Below are 20005 nucleotides of genomic sequence, written 5' to 3'. Positions count from 1 at the left end.
CGGTGGATAGGGAGCGTCGCCGGTCACCCGAACGACTTTACTGGTCCCGCGGAATTACGGAATCCAGCCGACGCGGCCGCGCAGGGCCGCGTATCCGACGAAAGCCACCGAGTCGATGGTGGCGTGCGCGATCACGAGTGGCCACAGTCGGCCGGTCTTCTGCCAGTAACGACCGAACACCAGTCCCATCGCCACGTTGCCCAGCCCCCCGCCGAAGCCCTGATAGAGGTGGTAGGTGCCGCGTAGCAGCGCGGACGCCAGCAACGACGAGTTCTCGTTCCACCCCAGTTGCCGCAGTCGGGTGACGAGATAGGCAACGACCAGTACTTCCTCGGCCCCCGAGTTGGCAATCGCCCACAGGACGAGGACGGGAAGCCGCCACCAGTGGTCGCCGATCGTGCTGGGGACGACGGTCAGGTTGGCCCCGGCCGCGCGGGCCACCAGATAGAAGCCGAGCCCGGGGAGCCCGACCAACGCAGCCAATCCGGCACCCTGCACCGCGTCGGGACGCCACCGGATTCGCCCCAGTCCCACCGAGCGGAGACTGATGCCGCCACGCCACAGCAGGTACAGGCCCAGCGCCGCCCAGGACAGCAGTTTCACGACACCGAGCAGCTGCCGCGCCACGTCGATGAATTGGTTCTCCGCCCGGGCGACGTTCAGCGCCACCGCTTGGTCGGAGAGGTCACCCGGCGTCAGGAGCGACTCGGTCAGCGACAACAGTCCCGACAGCCCGCTGGTCCCGAAGGTGACGAGCAGGACGATCGTGATCTCGATCCACAGACCGCGACGTTCCCGCGCCGGTGCCACAGGCAGGTCGGGTGATGCGGGGCGTAACCAGGAGTCGAGTGTTGTCCGCGAGATCACGCGGCAACGCTAGCGCGCCACACCATGGGCCGCCGATCAGCCGCGGGCGCGCAGACCGTTGACGAAGGGGCATCCGACGAGCAACCGGATCGCCCGGCTCAGTGACATGGCGTCGTCCACCGGGTTCGCGAACGGCATCCAGATGTCGCGGTCGCCGTTATCGCTCTCGACGCGCAGCCGCAACCCGTAGCGGTCGATACCGAGCGGGCGGATGCGTCCCTGCCGCATGTGTGGCGGGAGTTTGCGCGAGAGCAGGTCGATGAGGTCGGTGTGGTCCTCGTCGAGGTGCTGGAGCCAGGCCGTTTCCATTTCCCAGAACGGGTCCGGGCTGGCGGCGAGCAGGTCGGGGAGGGATACGGGTTCGGCGCCGCTCGCGTCGGCGACCACGGCCGATTCGAGCCGTAACTGCAGCAGAGTCGCGTCGTGCCCGACGTCGAGGAGTCCGGGATGCGGATATTCGGATGCGACCTCGTCGGCGAGTGCGCGGGTGTGCGCGTCGCACAGGGAGTGCAGGGTGCCGCGCAACCAGACCAGTGATCGCACGGGTTCGCGCAATGCGAGTGGTGAGTTGTCCGTCAGCTCCAGAACCGCAGGGATTCCGCCACCGCCGGCCAACCACGACAGCGTGGCAGCCGCCGAGTCGCTGGGGACTGCGACGACGACGTCGCCACACCCGCGCAGGTGGTGCACGGAGGTGATTGTGGGAGCGCTGCCTTCGACAGCGAGTACTGCCTGCTGGGTCCGTGCGCACGAGCTACGCACACGCTCGGCGGTGGTCGGTCCGGTAGTCGTGACGGGCATGGAGCCTCCTTCGGGAGCGGCGGTACTGAGGTAAACCTAACCTAATGTGACGTGCGTCGAATGGCAAGACCGCCGCGGATTACGGTGGGCAGGTGGCTATCCCTCTTTCCCTCGGAGTCCCGCGCTCGCGCGGACCGCAGTCGCTGCTCGAAGGCCTGCTCAGTGCGTCCCCTACCGCCGGACAATCCACGGACACCGTGGTCGGTGGCGCAGTGGGGCCACGAGTTGTCCTCGCGTCCACATTGATCGACAGCCACGGCACCGACGCGGGCCGCATCATCGTCGGCCTCGACATCGACCCGGCCGAGCTGCGCACCCGGAAGCAGGCTTCCTACGAGGCGGTCCGATTCCACCTCGACTGCACGGCCGCCCAGCTCGACGACGCGGTCGCACTCCGACTACCCTCGCCGCTCGCCGTGTTCGTCGGTGACGGCGACCTCGGGCTCGCGGAGTCGGCGCACACACTTGTCGATGCCGGACGCATCCCCGGTCTGGGCAGTGGATTCTCCATCGGCGAGGTGGCCGATTTCCTCGCTGTCCTCGCACACGCGGATGTCGGTTACGTGGCGAGAGCCCACGACGCCGCCGAGGTTCTCGCCCTGCTGTCCGGAACCGTCGCGTCGCTACGCGGAGACAACGTCCGATCGGCGCTCGCCGATCCGCACGCGGAGAAGCTCGCGGCGCTCGGCCCGGAAGCGGCCGAGGCCGTCCGGGAAGTGCTCCTGGGCATCGAGGTGAGCGATCCCGCCCGGGTGAGCCGCGAACTCGCCGCAGCCGGGTTGCGATAAAAGATTCACCGCATAGCGCCGGGCCGTCAACTCTCGGTGCGTAATCTCGTAGGCGTGCCAAAGATCGCGTATTTCGGACCCTCGGGAACATTCACGGAAATGGCGCTCGCCGAACTCGAGGTGGCGGGCGCCTTCGACGGGCCGGTGGAACGCGTCGCCGCGTCCAGCCCCCCGGCTACACTCGCGCTCGTACGCGACGCCGTGGTCGACGGTGCCGTCGTCCCCATCGAGAGTTCGGTCGAGGGGGCGGTAGTACCCACGCTGGACTCCCTGGCGCTCGGTGAACGCCTCCAGATCGTGGCCGAGACCGAACTGGATGTGGCGTTCGAAATTCTGGGTCGCCCAGGAATCGAGCGCCTCGACCAGGTGCGGACCGTGCGCGCGTATCCCGTCGCCGCCGGCCAGGTGCGGATCTGGCTCGAGAAGAACTGCCCCGACGCCGAAATTCAGACCGCGTCGTCCAATGCGGGTGCAGCCGAGGATGTCTCACGTGGGCTCGCCGACGCCGCGGTCTCTACTGCCCTGGCCGGCAAGCGTCTCGGTCTGCACGCGCTGGCGAGTAGTGTCGCGGACGTCGCCGGGGCGCGGACCCGGTTCGTGCTCGTCACCGCCCCGGCGCAGGTCCCGCCGCGCACCGGTAGCGACCGGAGCTCCGCCGTGCTGCAGCCCGACAACGAACCGGGGTCGCTCGTCAGCGTCCTCTCCGAGTTCGCTACTCGCGGAATCGATCTTATCCGCATCGAATCTCGGCCCATCCGCACCGAACCCGGCGCCTACCGGTTCTTCGTCGACTGCATCGGTCACATCGACGACCCGCTGGTCGCCGAGGCGTTCCGCGCGCTGTACCGCAAGTCGACAGTGCGGTTCCTGGGGTCGTGGCCGGCCGCGAACCCCAGCGGTCCGCCCCCGCCGTCCGACGGAGACGCGGCGGACTGGATCGAACGAATTCGTCAGGGAGACAGGGAACTGTGAGTGGCAAGCTGATTCTGGTCCGGCACGGGCAGACCGAGGCCAACGTCGAGCGCCGGCTCGATACCCGGTTGCCCGGTGCGCCGTTGACACCCGAGGGTCAGGCCCAGGCCGACGCTCTCGGGGCCCGGCTGGCGGCCCGCGCGTCGCTTGCCGCGCTCGTCAACTCGGAGGCGCTGCGCGCCCGGCAGACGGCGCGTGCGGTGGAACGCGCCACCGGGCTCTCCGCCCAGACCCGCGAGGGGCTGTACGAGGCGCAGGCGGGTGACCTCGAGGATCGCCGTGACGAGGAGTCGCACGCCCTGTTCATGAAGACCTTTCACCTGTGGCATGCAGGGGAGCTGGCAGCCCGCGTACCCGGTGGTGAATCCGCCCACGACATCCTCGACAGGTATGTGCCGGTCGTCGATGCCCTGCGCGGGGAGTACCTCGACGATCCGGACCGATCGGGGGATGTCGTGCTCGTCAGTCACGGTGCCGCGATCCGGCTCGTCGCCGCGCAGCTGGCCGAGGTGCCCGGACTTTTCGCCGCCAATAACCACCTCGCCAACACGCAGTCGGTGGAATTGGTACCGGCGCCGGGCGGACGTTGGGAGTGTGTGCGGTGGGGCACGATCGAGCCGCCGTTCGAACACCGCGTGATTCCCGGCGCCGACGACCCGATGGGGTGAAGGCGTTGCGGACTCCCACCCGCTGCGCGACGATGGACTAACCCGTCCTCGAGGAGTGACGGCAATGGAATGGTTCGTAGCCGAAGACTATTCCCTCGGGCGGCTGCTCGTCACCGAGGGGCTCGCGGCGATCTACCTTGTCGCCTTCTTGGGTGCGGTGAACCAGTTCAGGCCGCTCGTCGGTAGTGACGGCATGCTGCCGATTCCGAGGTTCCTGCGGGCCGTCTCGTTCGCGCGTGCGCCCAGTGTCTTCCACTTCCACTATTCGGATCGGTTCTTCGCGGCTCTCGCCTGGACCGGCGCCGGGTTGGCACTCGCGACTCTGCTGGGATTGACACAGATCATGCCGCTTCCCGCGTGCATGCTGGTGTGGTTGGTGCTTTGGATCCTCTACCTGTCCATCGTCAACGTCTCACAGATCTGGTACAGCTTCGGCTGGGAATCGCTACTCCTCGAGGCCGGATTCCTGGCGATCTTTCTCGGCAACACGTCCGTCGGTCCGCCGATTCTCGTGCTGATCATGGTGAGGTGGTTACTGTTCCGGCTCGAATTCGGCGCGGGTCTGATCAAGATGCGCGGCGACAGATGCTGGCGCGACCTCACGTGCCTCTACTATCACCACGAAACCCAGCCGATGCCCGGCCCGCTCAGCTGGTACTTCCACCGCATGCCGAAAGGACTTCATCGGCTGGAAGTGCTGGGGAATCACGGTGCGCAACTGGTGATGCCGTTCGGGCTGTTCGCACCGCAACCGGTGGCTGCGATTGCCGCGACGGTCATGATCGTCACCCAGTTGTGGCTGGTGGCGAGCGGAAACTTCTCGTGGCTGAACTGGATCACGATCGTGCTGGCCTTGTCCGTCATCCCGGACAGTGTGTTCGAGATGCTCCTGCCGGTCTCTCTTCCGACCGGAAGTTCGTCGGCGCCGTTGTACTTCGTCGTGTTGGTGGTCGCCGTGACCGCGTTGGTGGTGGTGCTGAGTTATTGGCCTATCCGAAACATGATCTCGCACGGACAGCGGATGAACGCGTCATTCAACTCGTGGCATCTGGTGAACACCTACGGCGCCTTCGGCAGCGTCACCAAGGTTCGGTACGAAGTGATCGTGGAGGGGACGTCCGACCCGGTGATCACCGCACAGTCCGAATGGAAGGAGTACGACTTCAAAGGAAAACCGGGAGATGTGAATCGCCGGCCACGTCAATTCGCGCCGTACCACCTGCGGCTCGATTGGTTGTTCTGGTTCATTCCGATCTCACCGGGCTACGCCGATCCGTGGTTCCCCGCCTTCGTGGAACGACTGCTGAGGAACGATCGAGACACCCTGAAATTGCTGCGTCACAATCCCTTCCCGGATTCTCCGCCTCGACATGTGCGCGCACGCCTGTACCGCTACCGGTTCACCACGTGGAAGGAGCGCCGCGAGACTGGGGCGTGGTGGAAGCGTGAACCGGTGTGACTCAGTGGAGCCTGTCGGCCAGGAACTCCAGGGCTTGGCGCAAACGTTGTGGGGTACCCGGGCTCAGCGAAGACCAGGCGACGCCGTGCGCAGAGACGCTCGACGTACCGACGATTCGCCCGTTCTGCGTGTCGAATACGGTCACGGGACCGCCGACGGGGTCGTATTGCCCGTCGCCGTACACGATTCCCACGATCTCGGCGTATGTGTTGCAGGTCGCCATCGCGTTGCCCACGGCGGTGGCGTCGACGGCCGCGACACCGAGCGCGGTGAGGCCGGCCGCGAGAGCTTTGCCGTCACCCCCGGCGTCGAACACCTCACCGAGCTGGGTAGTGGGCGCGTTGACGACGCCGAAGTGCAGCGGATCCGCAGCCCCGAGGGCGGCGATGACGGGGGCGAAGATGTCGACGCCGGTGTCCTGCATCACGTAGGTGTCCGCGGCGCGCATGGTGAGCACCGACATGGTGTCGCCCCGGGAAACACACAACCGCGAGATGCTTCCGTCGACGTACCAGCGCAGAGCGATTTCCCACTGCGGGCGGGCGAGGACTTGCAGTCGGGTAGCAAGCTCGGCTCGAACCTCACCGCCCGGGAGAAGATCCCGGGCGGTGAGACCGGCGACGGCGCGGCGAAAGGCTTCGTCCCTGGCTTCGTACGTGTCGTACCGCGGGCCGGCGTCGAGCACCACCGGCAGAACGTCGAGCGCGAGCTTGTCGACGAGAAAGTCCATCTCGTCGAGGCTCAGGGTCACCGCCGGCAGGGTCGGTACGCCCACCTGGGTGCCCAGATCTATCAACGTCCGCTCTCCTGGTGGTCGGGGTCGGCGCCGATCACCGAGGGAATGACCGTGCGCCCGTCGGAGAAGTGCTCGAAGTTCTTCAGATAGTCGGGAGTGTCCCGCTCGTCCTCGTCCTGTGAACCGGCAGCACCTGCGCCGCGCCCGCCCATCACGGGGCCGCCGCCCGTTGCTCCACGTGTTGCCGTAGCCGGATTCGTGTCTGCCCGGACATCTCCGATCACTCCGCCAGGCGTGGCCGCGGGCGCTCCGGGCCGAGCGCCCTGGCCGAGGGCGTCCGTCTTTCCCCATCCCTCCGGCAGAGTCGCGCCGCCTGCGCCCGACCCGGCACCGAGTGCGCCCACCGACGTCCGTGCTGCCGCCGCGGAGGTGGATGCCGTGCCGCCACTGCTGTACGTGCCACCCGACATCATGGGCGCACCACCCATCATCGGGGTGGCCCCCGAACCAGCGACCGCCGACAGCGCCGCCCCGCCGATGTTGCTCGCCGCCGAGGTGGCGGTGGAGACGGTGGTGCCGGCGATACTGCCGACCTGTGATGCGGCCGTGGCGACCGCGGGATTCTGGCCCGCTGCCATCAGCGCGGCCGCAGCGGCCCGTGTCGGGTCGAAATCACCGTCCTGGGGGACGTCCTCGAAGGTGCCGACCTCCTTGGAATCGGCCTTGGTGACGATGCGCGGGGGCTGCTTGTACGTGCGCTTCAAGGCGAGGATGTTGGACGCGGCCTCGTACCCTTCCATCACGAGCCCGGCCCGGATATCCATGGCCCGGTCGGCGGCTTCGGCGGCTGCCGCGGTGCCGTTGAGAGCGCCGCCCGTGGAGTATGCCGTGGCCTTCGCGGTCTTGACCGCGACGATCTCGGGAATGCTGGGCATAATGAGCGCCGCCGTCGTGTACGCACCCGCCTCGAGGCCGGCCTTCGCGGCGGTATCTGCCGCCAGTTCGGCGCACTCGGCGGTCCATGCCGTGAACGGCGTGATCTTGGCGAGGGCAGCCACGGCCGAAACACCCTGCCAGCCGGCAGCCAGCTCGGCCATCACCCGAACGAGTGTGAGGTTGGCGTCGACGAAGCTGGTGGACAGCGCCGTCCACGCAGCGCTCGCTACGCTCAACGGCACCGGGCCGGCGCCCGCGATGAGCGTGGTCGAGTTGACGGTTGCCCCGCGGGGCAACCAGATGACGCCTGTCAATCCCATGGTCATATGCGAATCTCCTACTGGTCTCGAGGCGTTCCGGTCACATGCCCGCAGCGAGCGACGCGCCGAGGGCGAAGTCCTCGGCGGCGTACAGGGCGGCTTGGGCGCGGAGCGTGTTCGCGGTCTCCCGCATCTCGAGAATCCCCTGAGCGACAGCAGGAGTGAATGTGCCTGCGACAGTGTTGAAGTAACCGGCGGCATGGAGGGAGACTTCTTCGCTCCCGGACGGCAATACACGGATGGCTGCGGAGTTGAGTGCAACCGATGCCTCGAGGCGCGCGGCGAGCGCGTCGAGTTCCACGGCAGCGGCGACAAGAGCTTCAGGTGCGACGTGCAGAGCTGGCATTGCGTCGAACTCCTTCTGACCTAGGCGGGTGCGGAAGGCAGCTGCCCCCCGGCAAGCGAACTGCATGGTGCAGCGTCCCTACTTTCTTGGACGCTGCCACGCGCTCTTCGGTTCCCCCCGATCCCGAGAAAAAAATCTCCTCGGGAAAACCGTTCATCCCCAGCCGAGCTCGTGCAAGCGATCTTCATCTATCCCGAAGTAGTGTGCAACCTCATGGATCACAGTGACCGCCACTTCGTGAACGACTTCCTCCTCTGAACTGCACATTTCGAGAAGGGCGTCGCGATAGACGGTAATCGTATCGGGTAGCGATCCGCCGTAATGACTGTCCCGTTCGGTCAGTGCGATCCCGTGGTACAGCCCGAGGAGATGTGGATCGTCCTCATTGCGGTCGTCGACGAGAACGACGACGTTGTCGATGGCGGTCGCCAGCCGAGGCGGGATCAGATCGAGCGCGTCCCCGACCAATTCCTCGAATCGATCGGGCGTCATCGCGACCGGCACCTCAGGACCCGGGAACCGGAGCCGCGCCGGGAAGCGGCGTCGGCATCGATCTGCCCTCCGGAGTAGGCGGTGGCGGTACCGGCGCAGCGCCGTTGATCAAGATATCCCCCTTGGCGGACCCGGTGATGGTCGAGAAACCGCCGGTGTCGATCTCCTTGCCCACAGAACAGTTGATGCGCCTGCTACCCGCCAGCCAGCTGTCGAGTTCCAGGTTGTCCCAGAACAAGGTGAGGGTCTTGTTCCGCAACGCGTCCGCGGAGCCGAGGAATTCGTTGGACGCCTGGGTGCACACGCCCTCAAGGTACTTGTCCTGATCTTCCACCGACGGCATCGAACCTGGGAACTGGGTGCCGAGGTCGACCACGGAAATCACCTCGTACGCGTGAGGCTGCACGCAGTCGACGGGATCGGTGGGGACGTTCTGATTGATGCCGATGCAGGTGCCGGGATCCCAGACATTGGATTGGTCCTGCTCGGCCACCCGCCCACTGAAGGGAAGCAAAGTTCCTGCGGTACCGGAGAATTGAAGACCGCATCGTAGTGTGCGCTCACCGGCGGTCCAGCCTGCCTCGCTGGGGAACATGAGACCCACGCTGAACTTGCCGTAAGGATCGAAACGCGCACCCAGATAGGAATCGACCGCCGGCACGCAATGCTCGTCCCGCAGTCCGGCGAATCGCAGGGCCCCCGGGTAACGCGAACCCGGGCCGAACTCGGCGCCCGGGTAGACGCTGAGATCCAGCGGGGCCGCCACCTCGAAACGGTGCTGCGTCGAGCAGTCGACTTTCGCGACGTCCTTGCGGTCCTCTTTGGGGTCGTTGGACGGCGTCCAGTCGAGGCAGTCGCCTGCGACCGCCGAGGCGAAGGCTTCCCCTTCCACCGACTCGGTCGCCTGTGGTCCGGATTCACCCGAGTGGGTGGGCAGGTTCTCGCTGCGGTTGAACCCACCTGCGATCGCGAACGTCGCGATCGCCGCGACCACTGCACCCACCGCGACAGCCGCGAGCGCGCGACGAGTCGTGGTCGCGGACATGGTGCGGGGCGCCTTGGTCGGTTGCCCGGCATTCCCGGGCTGCGGTTCGGCGCCGTTCGGCTGATCTGAGGACATCATTTCCATCATGCCCGTTCCGCTGCGAGAAGCAGAACAACTCCCTCGATCGTGTTCGGGACGGGGTAGCTTCGAGTGCCATGAACGACCATGCGCAGTCGTCCGCCGAGCCGGTGGACCCCGAACTCCAGGAACTTGCGGGCCGGGTGTTCGACGCCGCTCGCGCCGGTGACGCCGTGGCGTTGATCACGTACATCAACGCCGGAGTCCCGGTGAACCTCACCAACCAGAACGGCGACACCCTCGTCATGCTGGCCGCCTACCACGGTCATACCGACGCGGTCCAGGCCCTGATCGACCGTGGCGCCGACGTCAATCGGCTCAACGACAAGGGGCAATCGCCGCTGGCGGGGGCATTGTTCAGGGGCGAGGACGCGGTGGTGCGCACTCTCGTCGCGGGTGGCGCCGATGTCAGAGCCGGGCACCCTACGGCGGTGGACGCCGCCAGGATGTTCGGCCGGGAAGATCTGGTGAGCCTGCTGGAACCGAAACCCGAATGAGTGCTCCGGGGGCGCCCGGTAGGGTTTGACACCGTGATTGACCTGAAGTTCCTCCGCGAGAACCCCGACGCCGTCCGCGAGTCGCAGCGCACCCGCGGCGAAGATCCCGCTCTGGTCGACGCCCTGCTCGAGGCCGACGCGTCCCGTCGCGCCGCGGTACTCGCCGGCGACACTCTGCGTGCCGAGCAGAAGTCCTTCGGCAAAAAGGTGGGCCAGGCGTCCCCAGAGGACCGGCCCGCGCTGCTCGAGGGGTCCAAGGAACTTGCGGCCAAGGTGAAGCAGGCCGAGGCGGAGCAGCACGAGGCGCAGGCAGCGCTCGACGCCGCGCACCGGGCAATCTCCAACATCGTCCAGGACGGCGCCCCTGCCGGTGGCGAGGACGACTTCGTGACTCTCGAGACGGTCGGCGACGTGCCGACGTTCGACTTCGAGCCCAAGGACCACCTCGAACTGGGCGAGTCGCTGGGGCTGATCGACATGGAACGCGGCGCGAAAGTGTCCGGTGCCCGGTTCTACTTCCTCACCGGCTTCGGGGCCATGTTGCAGCTCGGCATGCTGCAGCTCGCCGCCCAGAAGGCGATGGCCAACGGGTTTCAGATGATGATTCCGCCCGTTCTGGTGCGGCCCGAAATCATGGCGGGCACCGGGTTCCTCGGCGCCCATGCGGACGAGATCTATCACCTTGCCGACGACGACCTCTACCTCGTCGGAACCTCGGAGGTCCCGCTCGCCGGGTACCACTCGGGTGAGATCCTCGACCTTTCCGCCGGCCCGAAGCGGTACGCGGGCTGGTCGACGTGCTTCCGCCGGGAAGCGGGCAGCTACGGCAAGGACACCCGCGGCATCATCCGCGTCCACCAGTTCGACAAGGTGGAGATGTTCACCTACTGCAAGCCCGAGGACGCCGACGCCGAGCATCAGCGTCTGCTGTCGTGGGAGCGCGACATGCTGGCCGCCATCGATGTCCCCTACCGGGTGATCGACGTCGCCGGCGGCGACCTGGGGTCCTCGGCGGCCCGCAAGTTCGACTGCGAGGCGTGGGTGCCCACCCAGCAGGCGTACCGGGAGCTCACGTCGACGTCGAACTGCACGACGTTCCAGGCGCGGCGACTGAGTGTGCGGTACCGCGACGAGAACGGAAAGCCGCAGACTGCCGCCACCCTCAACGGCACGTTGGCCACTACGCGGTGGATCGTGGCAATCCTCGAGAACCACCAGCAGTCCGACGGAACCGTGCGAGTGCCGGAGGCTTTGGTGCCCTTCGTCGGTACGGACGTATTGAAGCCGTAAAAGAATACTGACCGTTATGCAAGGCTACCCTTGCATCCTCGGCGAAATGATGTAACCCTTACCTAATCAGATAGTTCGCGTAAGGGAGCTCCACATGTTCGTGTGCATCTGCAAGGCCGTCACCGAGTCCGAGGTGCACGAGCACGTGCACGACGGTGCCGACAGTCCAGATGCCATCGGTGAGCGCTGTGGAGCCGGATGGGGGTGTGGTACCTGCGTCGACCGCCTGGAAGAAATTCTCTGTGCGTACGCGGCACGTAGTCGCACAGCTGCCTGACAACTGAAACCACGATCCGCTGCGGATAGTGGTCGAGCCTGATACGGTCGAATTAGTCCCGGCGACCGGAGGTTGTCATGCGCGGTAACGACGAGGTCATCGCTCTTCTCAACGAACAGTTGACGAGTGAGCTGACGGCAATCAATCAGTATTTCCTGCACTCGAAGATGCAGGCCAATTGGGGCTTCACCAAACTGGCGGCCAAGACCCGAGCCGAATCCATCGAAGAGATGATTCACGCCGAGATCCTGACCGACCGCATCCTCTTTCTCGAGGCGCTCCCGAACTATCAGAAGCTGCTCCCGCTGCGCATCGGACAGGACCTGCGAGAGCAGTTCCACTCCGACCTCGCGGTCGAGCTCGAGGTGGTCGAGCGTCTGCGTCCCGGAATTCAGATGTGCCGCGAGAAGGGCGACGCCACGTCGGCGAAGCTGCTCGAGGGAATCCTCGCGGAAGAAGAGGAGCACATCGACTATCTGGAGACACAGATCGAGTTGATGGACAAGATGGGCGACCAGCTCTACATGGCCCAGCTCGTCGATCAGCCACCGACAGCCGGATAGCCGATCGAAGGAAATCGGGCGACCCGCCGGGCGCCCCGTGTCAAAATGAGCGCGTGAGATATCCCGCCTCTCAGCCTTGACCCAGTTCCCAGCGTTCACTGGCCGTCCGGGTGGTCGGTTACACCGCCACGCGTGACCTCATTCCGCTCTTCGGTCTCTACGACCTGCTGTTCGCCGACCACGGCCTCAGTATCGGGCAGATCTCGTCGCTGTTCATCATCTGGTCGATCGTGTCGTTCGTCGCGGAGGTGCCCTCGGGCGCGTGGGCCGACACCGTGTCCCGTCGTGGATTACTCGTCTTCGCCTCCGCGCTGTACACGGCGGGATTCACCCTGTGGATTGCCGTGCCGTCGTATGCCGGCTTCGCCGCCGGATTCGCGCTGTGGGGCATCAGCGGCGCAATCCAGTCGGGAACCTTCGAGGCGTTGCTCTACGACGAGCTGGTGTCGCGGGGTGAGTCGGCGAGCTTCGCCCGACTCCTCGGCTACGCCAACTCCGGCGCCATGATGAGCAACCTCGTCGCCACACTGACCGCCGCACCTTCGTCGTCGGCGGCTACGCGCTGGTCGGGTGGGTGAGTGTCGCCGCAACGGTGGTGCACGGAGGGTTCGCTCTACTGCTGCCCGCTGCGCCGAGAGCAGCGGACGCGGACGAAACACGGGAAGTGGCCGACGGGCGCGGACTCTTGTCCCGCTACACCGGCATGCTCCGTGCCGGGATCGGGGAGGTCTCGCACGAAACAGTGCTCCGCCGCGGCGTGATTCTGTCGTCGGTGCTCGTCGGGTTCCTAGCCTTCGACGAGTATTTCGGCCTTCTCGCTCGGGACGGCGGCACAACGACGGCGGTGGTGCCGTTGCTGGTGGCCATCACCGTTGCAGGCCAAGTGGTGGGTACCGCAGCAGCCGGACGCACGGCGTCGATGCGAGCGGTGACGATGAGCCGAGTCGTCGCGGTCGGTGCCGTATTGCTCGGTGTCGGAGCGCTTCTGGGTGGTGTCGCCGGGTTCGCCGCAATCGGTGTGGGCTACGGCAGCCTGGGCAATGTCATGATCGTGTCGGAAGCGCGTGTGCAGGAGGCGATCACCGGTCCGGCGCGGGCCACCGTCACCTCGGTGTCCGGGCTCTTCGGCGAAATCACTGCACTTCTGATCTATGTGGGCTTCGCTGTCTGCTCGACGTGGTTCTCGGTCACCACACTCGTTGCGGCACTCGCTGTCCCGGTTCTAGCGTCTGCGGCTCTGGTCCGCCGTTGGCTGCCGCCGCCTCCTGCGGCCTGAAGCCCGGCCCCGCCGCCCGGGCCCCTGACGCGCGAACGGGACGTTGGTTCGATCTAACCGAACCGACGTCCCGTTCGTGCAGCCGTGCAGGACCGATCAGAGCTTGCTCGACCGCAGCTCGTGGCCCTTGGACGTCTTGCACCGGCCCGTCTCGAGGTCCCACTGCCAGCCGTGCAGGTTGCAGGTGAGATTGGTGCCGTCGACGACGCCGAACTTCGACAGGTCGGCCTTGAGGTGCGGGCAGCGACGCTGGATCTCGTAGCCGCCGAGTTCGATCGACGCCGAGTCGTCGTGGGCCTCGGCGAACCAGCCGTCGGCGTACGCGATGCGCTCGTCGGTGAGGCACTTGAAGAACGTGTACAGGAATTCGTTGTACCCGCCGACGCGCCACGCCTCGAAGCGGGTGGACAAGAAGATGGTGTTCACCCAGTCGGGTTCGTCGTCGCGGAGCACCGTGCGCACCAGTTCCGGCGCGATCCGGAAGCCGTAGCGGTACTTGCCGTCCTTCTCACCGCGCGGGCGGACGGTGCGCTGCGGGAAGTCGAGGACGACGGTCTCGTCGCCCATCACGAGGCCGACCGGGTAGCCGATGCCGTCGCAGATCAGGTCGGACTGCTTCATGATCGGCTCGAACTTCGCTTTGAGCGCCTCGAGCAGCGGCTCACCCTCGGCGGGGGCCCACGTGGCCTTCTCGGCGGCCAGGACCGGCGCCATGCGCTTCGCCATGTCCTCGATGTATGCGGCCTTGTCGGAGAAGATCTTGTCGACCTCGGCATCGGAAATGGGGTGCGTGAGCGTGAGCTCGCCGCCTTTCACGTCCGCGGTGGACCCCGGAATCATCAGGATTCCGCCGTCGTTGCCGTGGATCTTCATTTGCTCGAGGAACGTGATCTGGTCGGGGAAAATGTTCCCCTCGTCACCCCGGTCGTCGTTGAGGTAACGCAGCTCGTCGTCCAGGAACACGGGCGGGCCCGCAGAGGGCACCACCCAGGTGGCGTCGACCTGCTCGATGTAGCTGCGACAACGGTCCATGCCGCGCTGGCGCTTCTGCTTGCCGAAGTTGGCTTTGGTCTTCGTGGGGATGTCGTAGACCATCGGGTACCAGATGGCACCCGAATACTGCAGCAGGTGGATGTCGATCTTGCCGAACTGGTCGTGCAGAACATCCATGTCGACGGGCCGGGCGTCGTTCATGTTGAAGCACGTGGTCTCGCCGTCGGACACCACCAGACCGGAGTCGCCGATCGGGCCGTCCGCGGGCGCGCGCAAGGCGATGATCATGATGTCGAGGTCGCCCGGCGCGAGGGGAGCCTGCGGCGTCACCTCGATTCCGTCGCCGTTGATCCTGTGCTTGACCGAATCCTCGGTCTCGAAGAACTTGGAAAAACCGAGCGCCTCGAGTTCACGTTTGAGGTCCGGCACCGGGTAGTCGGGGAGCAGAACGATGGCGTCCTTGTTGACGTGCTTGCTCAGGTTCTCCGGGTCGAAGTGGTCCTTGTGCAGGTGCGATACATACAGGTAGTCGCAGTTGCCGAGCGCGTCCCAGTCGAGCTGGGTGTTGTCCGGGAACGGGAACCACGACCCGAAGTACGCAGGGTTCACCCAGGGGTCGCACAGGATCGATCCTGCCTCGGTCTGGATGTGAAATCCGGCGTGTCCGACGCTGGTGACCTGCACTGGTATGCCTCCTGAAGAGCTGAGCGACTGTTCCAGGGTAGGCGGCTGCGCCACCTGAGCGCCCTTCCGGTAGCCCCAACGACCAAAAAGGCGCACGGACGGCGGAGCCGCCTACGTTACTTCGCCCAGGCAGTAGCCGTCCTGGCCGATCGACAAGGTGACCTGCTTGGTCTTCGTCACACCCGAGACATCGGTGACCGGGACGGTGACAATCACGTAGTCGCCCCGGACCGGTGTCGTAGTCATTTCGTCGGCTGCGAACGTGGTGGTGTCGGCCAGAACATCAGGGTTCTGCTTCAGTGGTGGTTGCCCGCCGTCACCAGTCCCGGACGGGTCCCACGGACTGAATCCGGGGCAGATCAGCGGATAGGCGGTCTCGGTGTCGGCCCGATTCACCGGTCGGCCCGCCTCCCGCGACAGGAACCTCGTCACCGCGTGTTCGGCGTCCGCCTGGGTGTAGAAGTCGACTGTCCCGGCGGCGTGGACGTGCGGGCAGGCGTAGCCGGACGCGATCTCGCTCCGTTTGACCGACACCGTGGTGCTGCCGCCCGTCCACGACACCGAGAACTGCCCGTCGACTCCGGGTTGTGCGACTGCCCGGAGCACGGCGGCGGTGTCCGCGTACTGTTCGGCGATCTGGGCCGGTGGGAGCGTCCAGCAAGCCGACGTCACCCTTTCGGGATCGGTGACGAGGTCGAGGGCCCAGGCGCGGACGGCGTCGGCGGCCGCGGGATTGCCGGGCACCTCACCGACGATCACGCGGGGAGCAGGCCGGGCGGACGTCGAGGGCCGGGTGATGGAATCGTCGACGATGGATCCGGGTGCTGCCGCGACTTCTGCCTCCGCTGCGTCCACGGGGATGCCGGACTGGGAATCGCAGGCCGCCAGCGAGGCGACCATTCCGGCCACGAGGGCGAACGTGTGTGCGGGCGCGAGCGCCCTCCTGCCCGTGCGGCCCATTCCCTCATACGCCCTTCCTGCCGACTCCCCGCCGAACGTCCGTCCCCGACTTCGGGCCAGATCGCGAATACCCGGCTACGCTAGCCGATTGTGGAACCCGTCTATCGAACCGTCATCGGCATTGCCCGCACCGTATTCGCCTTCGAGGGGCTGAAGTTCACGGTCAAGGGCGATCAGCACCTTCCCGCGACGGGTGGGGCGGTGATCGCGATCAATCACACCGGCTACATGGACTTCACCTATGCGGGGCTTCCGGCGCGCACCGTGAAGAGGTATGTCCGCTTCATGGCGAAGAAGGAAGTGTTCGACAACAAGATTTCGGGCCCGATCATGCGGGCACTCAAGCACATTCCCGTTGACCGTGGGGCCGGTTCGGATTCGTACCTGTCGGCCGTCGACCTGCTGCGCCGTGGTGAACTGGTCGGCGTGTATCCGGAGGCCACCATCAGCCGCAGCTTCGAGATCAAGGAATTCAAGTCGGGTGCCGCACGGATGGCGATCGAGGCCGACGTGCCCATCATCCCGATGGTGATCTGGGGCGCGCAGCGTGTGTGGACCAAGGGGTTCCCGAAGCGCCTCGGCCGGACCAACACCCCCATCTCCATTGCTGTCGGTGAGCCGATCGCACCGTTCGAGCCCGCGGCCGACTTGACGGAGAAACTCCACACCACCATGCAGGAGATGCTCGCGGACCTGCAGAAGGACTATCACCATCCCGCCGGCGCCTACTGGGTGCCCGCGCGACTCGGCGGCAGCGCGCCGACCCTCGAGCAGGCCGACAAGATGGACGCCGCCGACGCGGAGAAGAGGGCGCAGGCTCGACAGGCCCGGGAGTCCGGAAGCTAGATCGGGTGGAACCCGTCTATGCGGCCGTCGCGACGACAGGCAATAGCTGCGCCCGGCGGCCGCTCGGCGCGGGTGAGGACAGTGCAGGCAGAATGACCGGGTGAGCCCAGACCGACCCAGCCTTGTAGCGTCCGATGTCGATGGCACCCTGATCGGGCCAGACGAACGGGTCAGTGCCCGCACCCGTGACGCCGTGAAGTCGGTGGTGGCGTCGGGAACCCCCTTCGTTCTCGCCACTGGCCGCCCGCCGCGGTGGATCCATCCCGTGGTGGAGGGTCTGGGTTATGCGCCGCTCGCCGTCTGCGCCAACGGCGCCGTGATCTACGACGCCGACAGCGACAGAGTGCTCAGCGCCGCGACTCTCGACGTGGACACCCTCACCTGGTTGTCGGAGATCGCGTTGGAGCTATTGCCCGGAGCGGGGCTGGCAGCGGAACGTGTGGGCGTCAGCGCCCACGATGCCGCCACACCGCAGTTCGTGAGCTCGCCCGACTACCAGCATGCGTGGCTCAATCCCGACAACACCGAAATGTCCGAGGACGAGGTTCTGGCAGCGCCGGCCGTGAAGCTACTGATCAGAGTGCCCGGAATGACCAGCCAAGCGATGGTCGACGTATTGCGGCCGCACCTCGGCGCTCGCGCGGACCTGACATTCTCGACGGACAACGGTCTGATCGAGTTGTCGGCGTCGGGGATCAGCAAGGCGTCCGGGCTCGCCATTGTGGCGGAGCACTTCGGTGTCACGGCATCGGGGATCGTCGCCTTCGGTGACATGCCCAACGACATCCCGATGCTGAACCTTGCGGGTCGGGGTGTTGCCGTGGAGAACGCGCATCCCGATGCCAAGGCGGCTGCCGACGAGGTAACCGCCACCAACTCGGACGACGGGGTTGCGAAAGTACTCGAGCGCTGGTGGTCGTAGACCACCAGCGCTCGAGAGGGTGACGCAGTCCGTCAGCCGGCCGGTGCAGGCGCCGGAGCGGGAGCGGCCGGTGCAGGTGCCGGCTCGACGGGTGCCGGAGCAGGAGCAGGCGGTAGCTGTGCCGGATCCGCGGGCGGTGCGGCGGGCGCGGCGGCGTCGACGGGGGCGCCGTTGCGGTACGCCTCCGCGTAGGCGTCGTTGTACGTCTTCAACACCTTCGTGACGATGCCGGTGAGCTCGTTGAAGATGAGCGAGCCGTTCTCGAAATCGGTTCGCAGACCACCGGGGATCGGGTATTCGTCCGACGTCGGCAGTCCCAGCTCACCGTTGTCGGCGCCCAGATTCTGCCAGGTCTTGAAGATCTGCCCGAGAACCGACCACACACCACCGTTCGGTGAGGTGTAGATGGCTCCGTTGGTGAACTGCGCGCCCTGGTTCCCGGCCTTCGCCTGCAGCAGACCCGTGACGGCTTGGCCGAGGGGGCCGGTGTCACCGCCTTCGGCAACCCACTTCTGTGCGACGGGGGAGGGGTCGGTCAGTCGGAGGATTTCGTTGACCAGAGCCGGAATGCCCGAGCCGAGGCTCGCGCTCGCATCTGTTCCCGGCGCGGACGCAGCCGGCGCCTCGCCTGCGGGCGGTCCCGACGCGAGCGATGCACTGTCGCCGCCGCCCGTGTTCGCAGCCGCGATCCGACGGATCTCGTCCATGTGTGAGTAACCGGCATCACCGGGGCAGGACGTATTGCCCACGTCGCGGTGCGCAAAGATCACGGGCAGATCGACGGCCTCACCTTGTGCGTAGGGAGTGAACTCGGTGCCTTCGGAATACATCGTGGTCTTGCCGAGCGGATCGAGCCCCGCCTTGGCGAGCTTCCATCCGAGGAACTTGCCGACGGAGTCGATCGTCGCCTGCGGAGGATCCTCGGACGAGAAGTCGCCCATCATCGCGATACCGGTGGTGTTCTCGTTGAACCCGCCTGCGTGCGCGCCCTGAACCGGACGGTCCAGGCCGCCGGCACGACCTTCGAAGATCTGCCCGTACTTGTCGACCAGCACGTTGTAGCCGACGTCGCACCAGCCCAGCGTCTGTGCGTGGTACGCGTAGATCGCACGGACGATCTCGGCCGACTCTGCCTTGGAGTAGTCGTTGGTACCGGCCGTGTGGTGCACCGTGGCGCCACCGATGAAGTCGTCGTACGTCGGTTCGTCGCAACGAATCGACTCGTCGGCGCCCCACTGCGCGCGGGTGATCACCTTGGGTCCGGAGCCGCCGATCGGGGTCGCGATGTCGCTCAGGGCTCCGTCACCCGGTCCGCTTCCCGGCTCGATCAGCACGGCGGTGACGTCGTCGGCACCGGTCTGGGCCGGCTGCTGACGCAACGGCGTGTTGATGGACGCAGGCGCATACCCAAGCGGCGCAGCGACTTCGGGTGCCGGTGCGGCCGGAGGCGCAGGCTGGGAAGGTGCGGCAGGAGTTGCAGGTTGAGCCGGAGCAGGTACCGGCTCCGCAGCGTGTGCAAGCCCCGTGGTGGGCGTCAGGATCTGGATCGCCTTCGTCAACCCGACGTACACAGGTTCGGTGGCCACCGTGCCGTTCGACGCCGTCTTGTCAGTGCGCCGCGTGTCGATCATGTCGGGGGAGAACCAGTCGCCCCACGTTCCGTCGGCTTGCAGGGCTCGGACCTTGGACTCCGCGGACGCCACGGTTTCGGAAGTGAGCGCCACCATGCTGAACGGGGTGTCCCGCGTGATCTCCTTGACGATCGCCCCCGGCTGCTGGTCGGCAGGCGGCAGGATCGCAGGGTCGGAGACGTCACCGGGAGCTGGCAGCTTCAGCGGGATCTGCAGGTTGGGGATCTGGATACCGGCAGGCAGTGGGAGATTGCTCGGGATCTGGATGTACGGCGGGATTTTCACGTTGCGGAGATCGCCGATATTGACGTCGGGCAGGTTCAGCCCGGTCAGTTCCTTCAGCGGAATCACGATGTCGGGAATCTGGGAGAGCACTACCTGGGCGATCTCCGTGGACACCGCGGAGGCAGAGGTCTCGTTGGTGGAGCGGACGTCGGAGGGGGCGCTGCTGATGCCGTAGACCGCAACGGGACTTGCGACAGCCAGAGCGGCGACAGCCCCGAGGACGATCGAGGGCTTCGGTCGGCGGTGCGGCAAGGGGACTCTCCTCAGTTGTAG

General features: G+C 66.3%; 20 protein-coding genes and 1 pseudogene. 11 read left to right on the top strand and 10 right to left on the bottom strand.

Annotated features, from left to right (window positions below):
- Positions 1-54: 54 nt before the first annotated feature.
- Both NOF53_RS15380 and NOF53_RS15375 read right to left on the bottom strand, forming a co-directional pair.
- Positions 55-867, bottom strand: coding sequence for a CPBP family intramembrane glutamic endopeptidase (locus NOF53_RS15380; RefSeq protein WP_255970052.1), 813 nt, complete (start codon positions 865-867; stop codon positions 55-57).
- Between the two features lie 36 nt (positions 868-903).
- Entirely contained in the window at positions 904-1668 is a 765-nt protein-coding gene (locus tag NOF53_RS15375; RefSeq protein ID WP_255970049.1) for a DUF2470 domain-containing protein, read from the bottom strand.
- Between the two features lie 92 nt (positions 1669-1760).
- Here NOF53_RS15375 and NOF53_RS15370 point away from each other — a divergent pair, with 92 nt between their 5' ends.
- From NOF53_RS15370 to NOF53_RS15355, 4 genes are all read left to right on the top strand, one after another.
- Positions 1761-2456: a hypothetical protein gene (locus NOF53_RS15370; protein WP_255970046.1), complete on the top strand. Its 696-nt coding sequence runs from the start codon at positions 1761-1763 to the stop codon at positions 2454-2456.
- Between the two features lie 54 nt (positions 2457-2510).
- Positions 2511-3428 carry a prephenate dehydratase gene (pheA, locus tag NOF53_RS15365; RefSeq protein WP_255970043.1) on the top strand — a complete coding sequence of 306 codons (918 nt, stop codon included), beginning with the start codon at positions 2511-2513 and terminating at the stop codon, positions 3426-3428.
- Complete coding sequence (locus NOF53_RS15360; protein ID WP_255970040.1) at positions 3425-4096, top strand: histidine phosphatase family protein; 672 nt, start codon at positions 3425-3427, stop codon at positions 4094-4096. The genes pheA and NOF53_RS15360 overlap by 4 nt, the downstream gene beginning before the upstream one ends.
- Before the next feature lie 64 nt (positions 4097-4160).
- Positions 4161-5555 carry a lipase maturation factor family protein gene (locus NOF53_RS15355; protein WP_255970037.1) on the top strand — a complete coding sequence of 465 codons (1395 nt, stop codon included), beginning with the start codon at positions 4161-4163 and terminating at the stop codon, positions 5553-5555.
- Position 5556: 1 nt separating this feature from the next.
- On the opposite strand, the gene NOF53_RS15350 is transcribed toward NOF53_RS15355, so the two are convergent.
- The 5 genes from NOF53_RS15350 to NOF53_RS15330 form a co-directional block, all read right to left on the bottom strand.
- Complete coding sequence (locus NOF53_RS15350) at positions 5557-6351, bottom strand: ESX secretion-associated protein EspG (protein WP_255970034.1); 795 nt, start codon at positions 6349-6351, stop codon at positions 5557-5559.
- Entirely contained in the window at positions 6348-7553 is a 1206-nt protein-coding gene (locus NOF53_RS15345) for a PPE family protein (protein ID WP_255970031.1), read from the bottom strand. The genes NOF53_RS15350 and NOF53_RS15345 overlap by 4 nt, the downstream gene beginning before the upstream one ends.
- Before the next feature lie 34 nt (positions 7554-7587).
- Positions 7588-7893: a PE family protein gene (locus tag NOF53_RS15340; RefSeq protein ID WP_255970028.1), complete on the bottom strand. Its 306-nt coding sequence runs from the start codon at positions 7891-7893 to the stop codon at positions 7588-7590.
- Positions 7894-8046: 153 nt separating this feature from the next.
- Complete coding sequence (locus NOF53_RS15335; RefSeq protein ID WP_255970026.1) at positions 8047-8397, bottom strand: metallopeptidase family protein; 351 nt, start codon at positions 8395-8397, stop codon at positions 8047-8049.
- A gap of 1 nt (position 8398) precedes the next feature.
- Positions 8399-9505, bottom strand: a complete 1107-nt coding sequence (locus NOF53_RS15330) for a septum formation family protein (protein WP_255970023.1) — start codon at positions 9503-9505, stop codon at positions 8399-8401.
- Between the two features lie 80 nt (positions 9506-9585).
- On the opposite strand from NOF53_RS15330, the gene NOF53_RS15325 reads away from it, so the two are divergent.
- From NOF53_RS15325 to NOF53_RS15305, 5 genes and pseudogenes are all read left to right on the top strand, one after another.
- A complete protein-coding gene (locus NOF53_RS15325) occupies positions 9586-10005 on the top strand; it encodes an ankyrin repeat domain-containing protein (protein WP_255970020.1) in 420 nt (139 codons plus the stop codon).
- A gap of 33 nt (positions 10006-10038) precedes the next feature.
- On the top strand, positions 10039-11295 hold the full coding sequence (gene serS, locus NOF53_RS15320; RefSeq protein ID WP_255970017.1) for a serine--tRNA ligase: 1257 nt from the start codon (positions 10039-10041) through the stop codon (positions 11293-11295).
- 94 nt (positions 11296-11389) lie between these two features.
- Positions 11390-11572 carry a (2Fe-2S)-binding protein gene (locus tag NOF53_RS15315; RefSeq protein ID WP_255970014.1) on the top strand — a complete coding sequence of 61 codons (183 nt, stop codon included), beginning with the start codon at positions 11390-11392 and terminating at the stop codon, positions 11570-11572.
- Between the two features lie 77 nt (positions 11573-11649).
- Entirely contained in the window at positions 11650-12135 is a 486-nt protein-coding gene (gene bfr / locus NOF53_RS15310) for a bacterioferritin (protein ID WP_109326014.1), read from the top strand.
- A gap of 110 nt (positions 12136-12245) precedes the next feature.
- A pseudogene (locus NOF53_RS15305) lies at positions 12246-13411 on the top strand (MFS transporter).
- 96 nt (positions 13412-13507) lie between these two features.
- Here NOF53_RS15305 and NOF53_RS15300 read toward each other — a convergent pair.
- Both NOF53_RS15300 and NOF53_RS15295 read right to left on the bottom strand, forming a co-directional pair.
- Complete coding sequence (locus NOF53_RS15300) at positions 13508-15088, bottom strand: Rieske 2Fe-2S domain-containing protein (RefSeq protein WP_255970011.1); 1581 nt, start codon at positions 15086-15088, stop codon at positions 13508-13510.
- Between the two features lie 111 nt (positions 15089-15199).
- Entirely contained in the window at positions 15200-16048 is an 849-nt protein-coding gene (locus NOF53_RS15295) for a hypothetical protein (RefSeq protein ID WP_255970008.1), read from the bottom strand.
- A gap of 90 nt (positions 16049-16138) precedes the next feature.
- Here NOF53_RS15295 and NOF53_RS15290 point away from each other — a divergent pair, with 90 nt between their 5' ends.
- Entirely contained in the window at positions 16139-16894 is a 756-nt protein-coding gene (locus NOF53_RS15290) for a lysophospholipid acyltransferase family protein (protein WP_255970005.1), read from the top strand.
- Positions 16895-16994: 100 nt separating this feature from the next.
- Positions 16995-17816, top strand: coding sequence for an HAD family hydrolase (locus NOF53_RS15285; RefSeq protein ID WP_255970003.1), 822 nt, complete (start codon positions 16995-16997; stop codon positions 17814-17816).
- A 32-nt stretch (positions 17817-17848) separates the two neighbouring features.
- Here the strand turns inward: NOF53_RS15285 and NOF53_RS15280 are convergent, their stop codons facing one another.
- Positions 17849-19984: an N-acetylmuramoyl-L-alanine amidase gene (locus NOF53_RS15280; RefSeq protein ID WP_255970000.1), complete on the bottom strand. Its 2136-nt coding sequence runs from the start codon at positions 19982-19984 to the stop codon at positions 17849-17851.
- Positions 19985-20005 lie beyond the last annotated feature (21 nt).

This window comes from Rhodococcus tibetensis (assembly GCF_024438035.1).
Lineage (GTDB): Bacteria > Actinomycetota > Actinomycetes > Mycobacteriales > Mycobacteriaceae > Rhodococcus_F > Rhodococcus_F tibetensis.
The sequence above is the reverse complement of the archived record's forward strand: the minus strand, read 5'-3'. Positions and strand labels throughout refer to the sequence as shown.

Excerpts from the sequence above, each read along its gene's own strand:
- NOF53_RS15375 (WP_255970049.1), bottom strand. The coding sequence starts at position 1,668 with ATGCCCGTCACGACTACCGGACCGACCACCGCCGAGCGTGTGCGTAGC.
- NOF53_RS15355 (WP_255970037.1), top strand. The coding sequence starts at position 4,161 with ATGGAATGGTTCGTAGCCGAAGACTATTCCCTCGGGCGGCTGCTCGTC.
- NOF53_RS15345 (WP_255970031.1), bottom strand. The coding sequence starts at position 7,553 with ATGACCATGGGATTGACAGGCGTCATCTGGTTGCCCCGCGGGGCAACC.
- NOF53_RS15340 (WP_255970028.1), bottom strand. The coding sequence starts at position 7,893 with ATGCCAGCTCTGCACGTCGCACCTGAAGCTCTTGTCGCCGCTGCCGTG.
- NOF53_RS15330 (WP_255970023.1), bottom strand. The coding sequence starts at position 9,505 with ATGTCCTCAGATCAGCCGAACGGCGCCGAACCGCAGCCCGGGAATGCC.
- NOF53_RS15325 (WP_255970020.1), top strand. The coding sequence starts at position 9,586 with ATGAACGACCATGCGCAGTCGTCCGCCGAGCCGGTGGACCCCGAACTC.
- NOF53_RS15315 (WP_255970014.1), top strand. The coding sequence starts at position 11,390 with ATGTTCGTGTGCATCTGCAAGGCCGTCACCGAGTCCGAGGTGCACGAG.
- bfr (WP_109326014.1), top strand. The coding sequence starts at position 11,650 with ATGCGCGGTAACGACGAGGTCATCGCTCTTCTCAACGAACAGTTGACG.
- NOF53_RS15295 (WP_255970008.1), bottom strand. The coding sequence starts at position 16,048 with ATGGGCCGCACGGGCAGGAGGGCGCTCGCGCCCGCACACACGTTCGCC.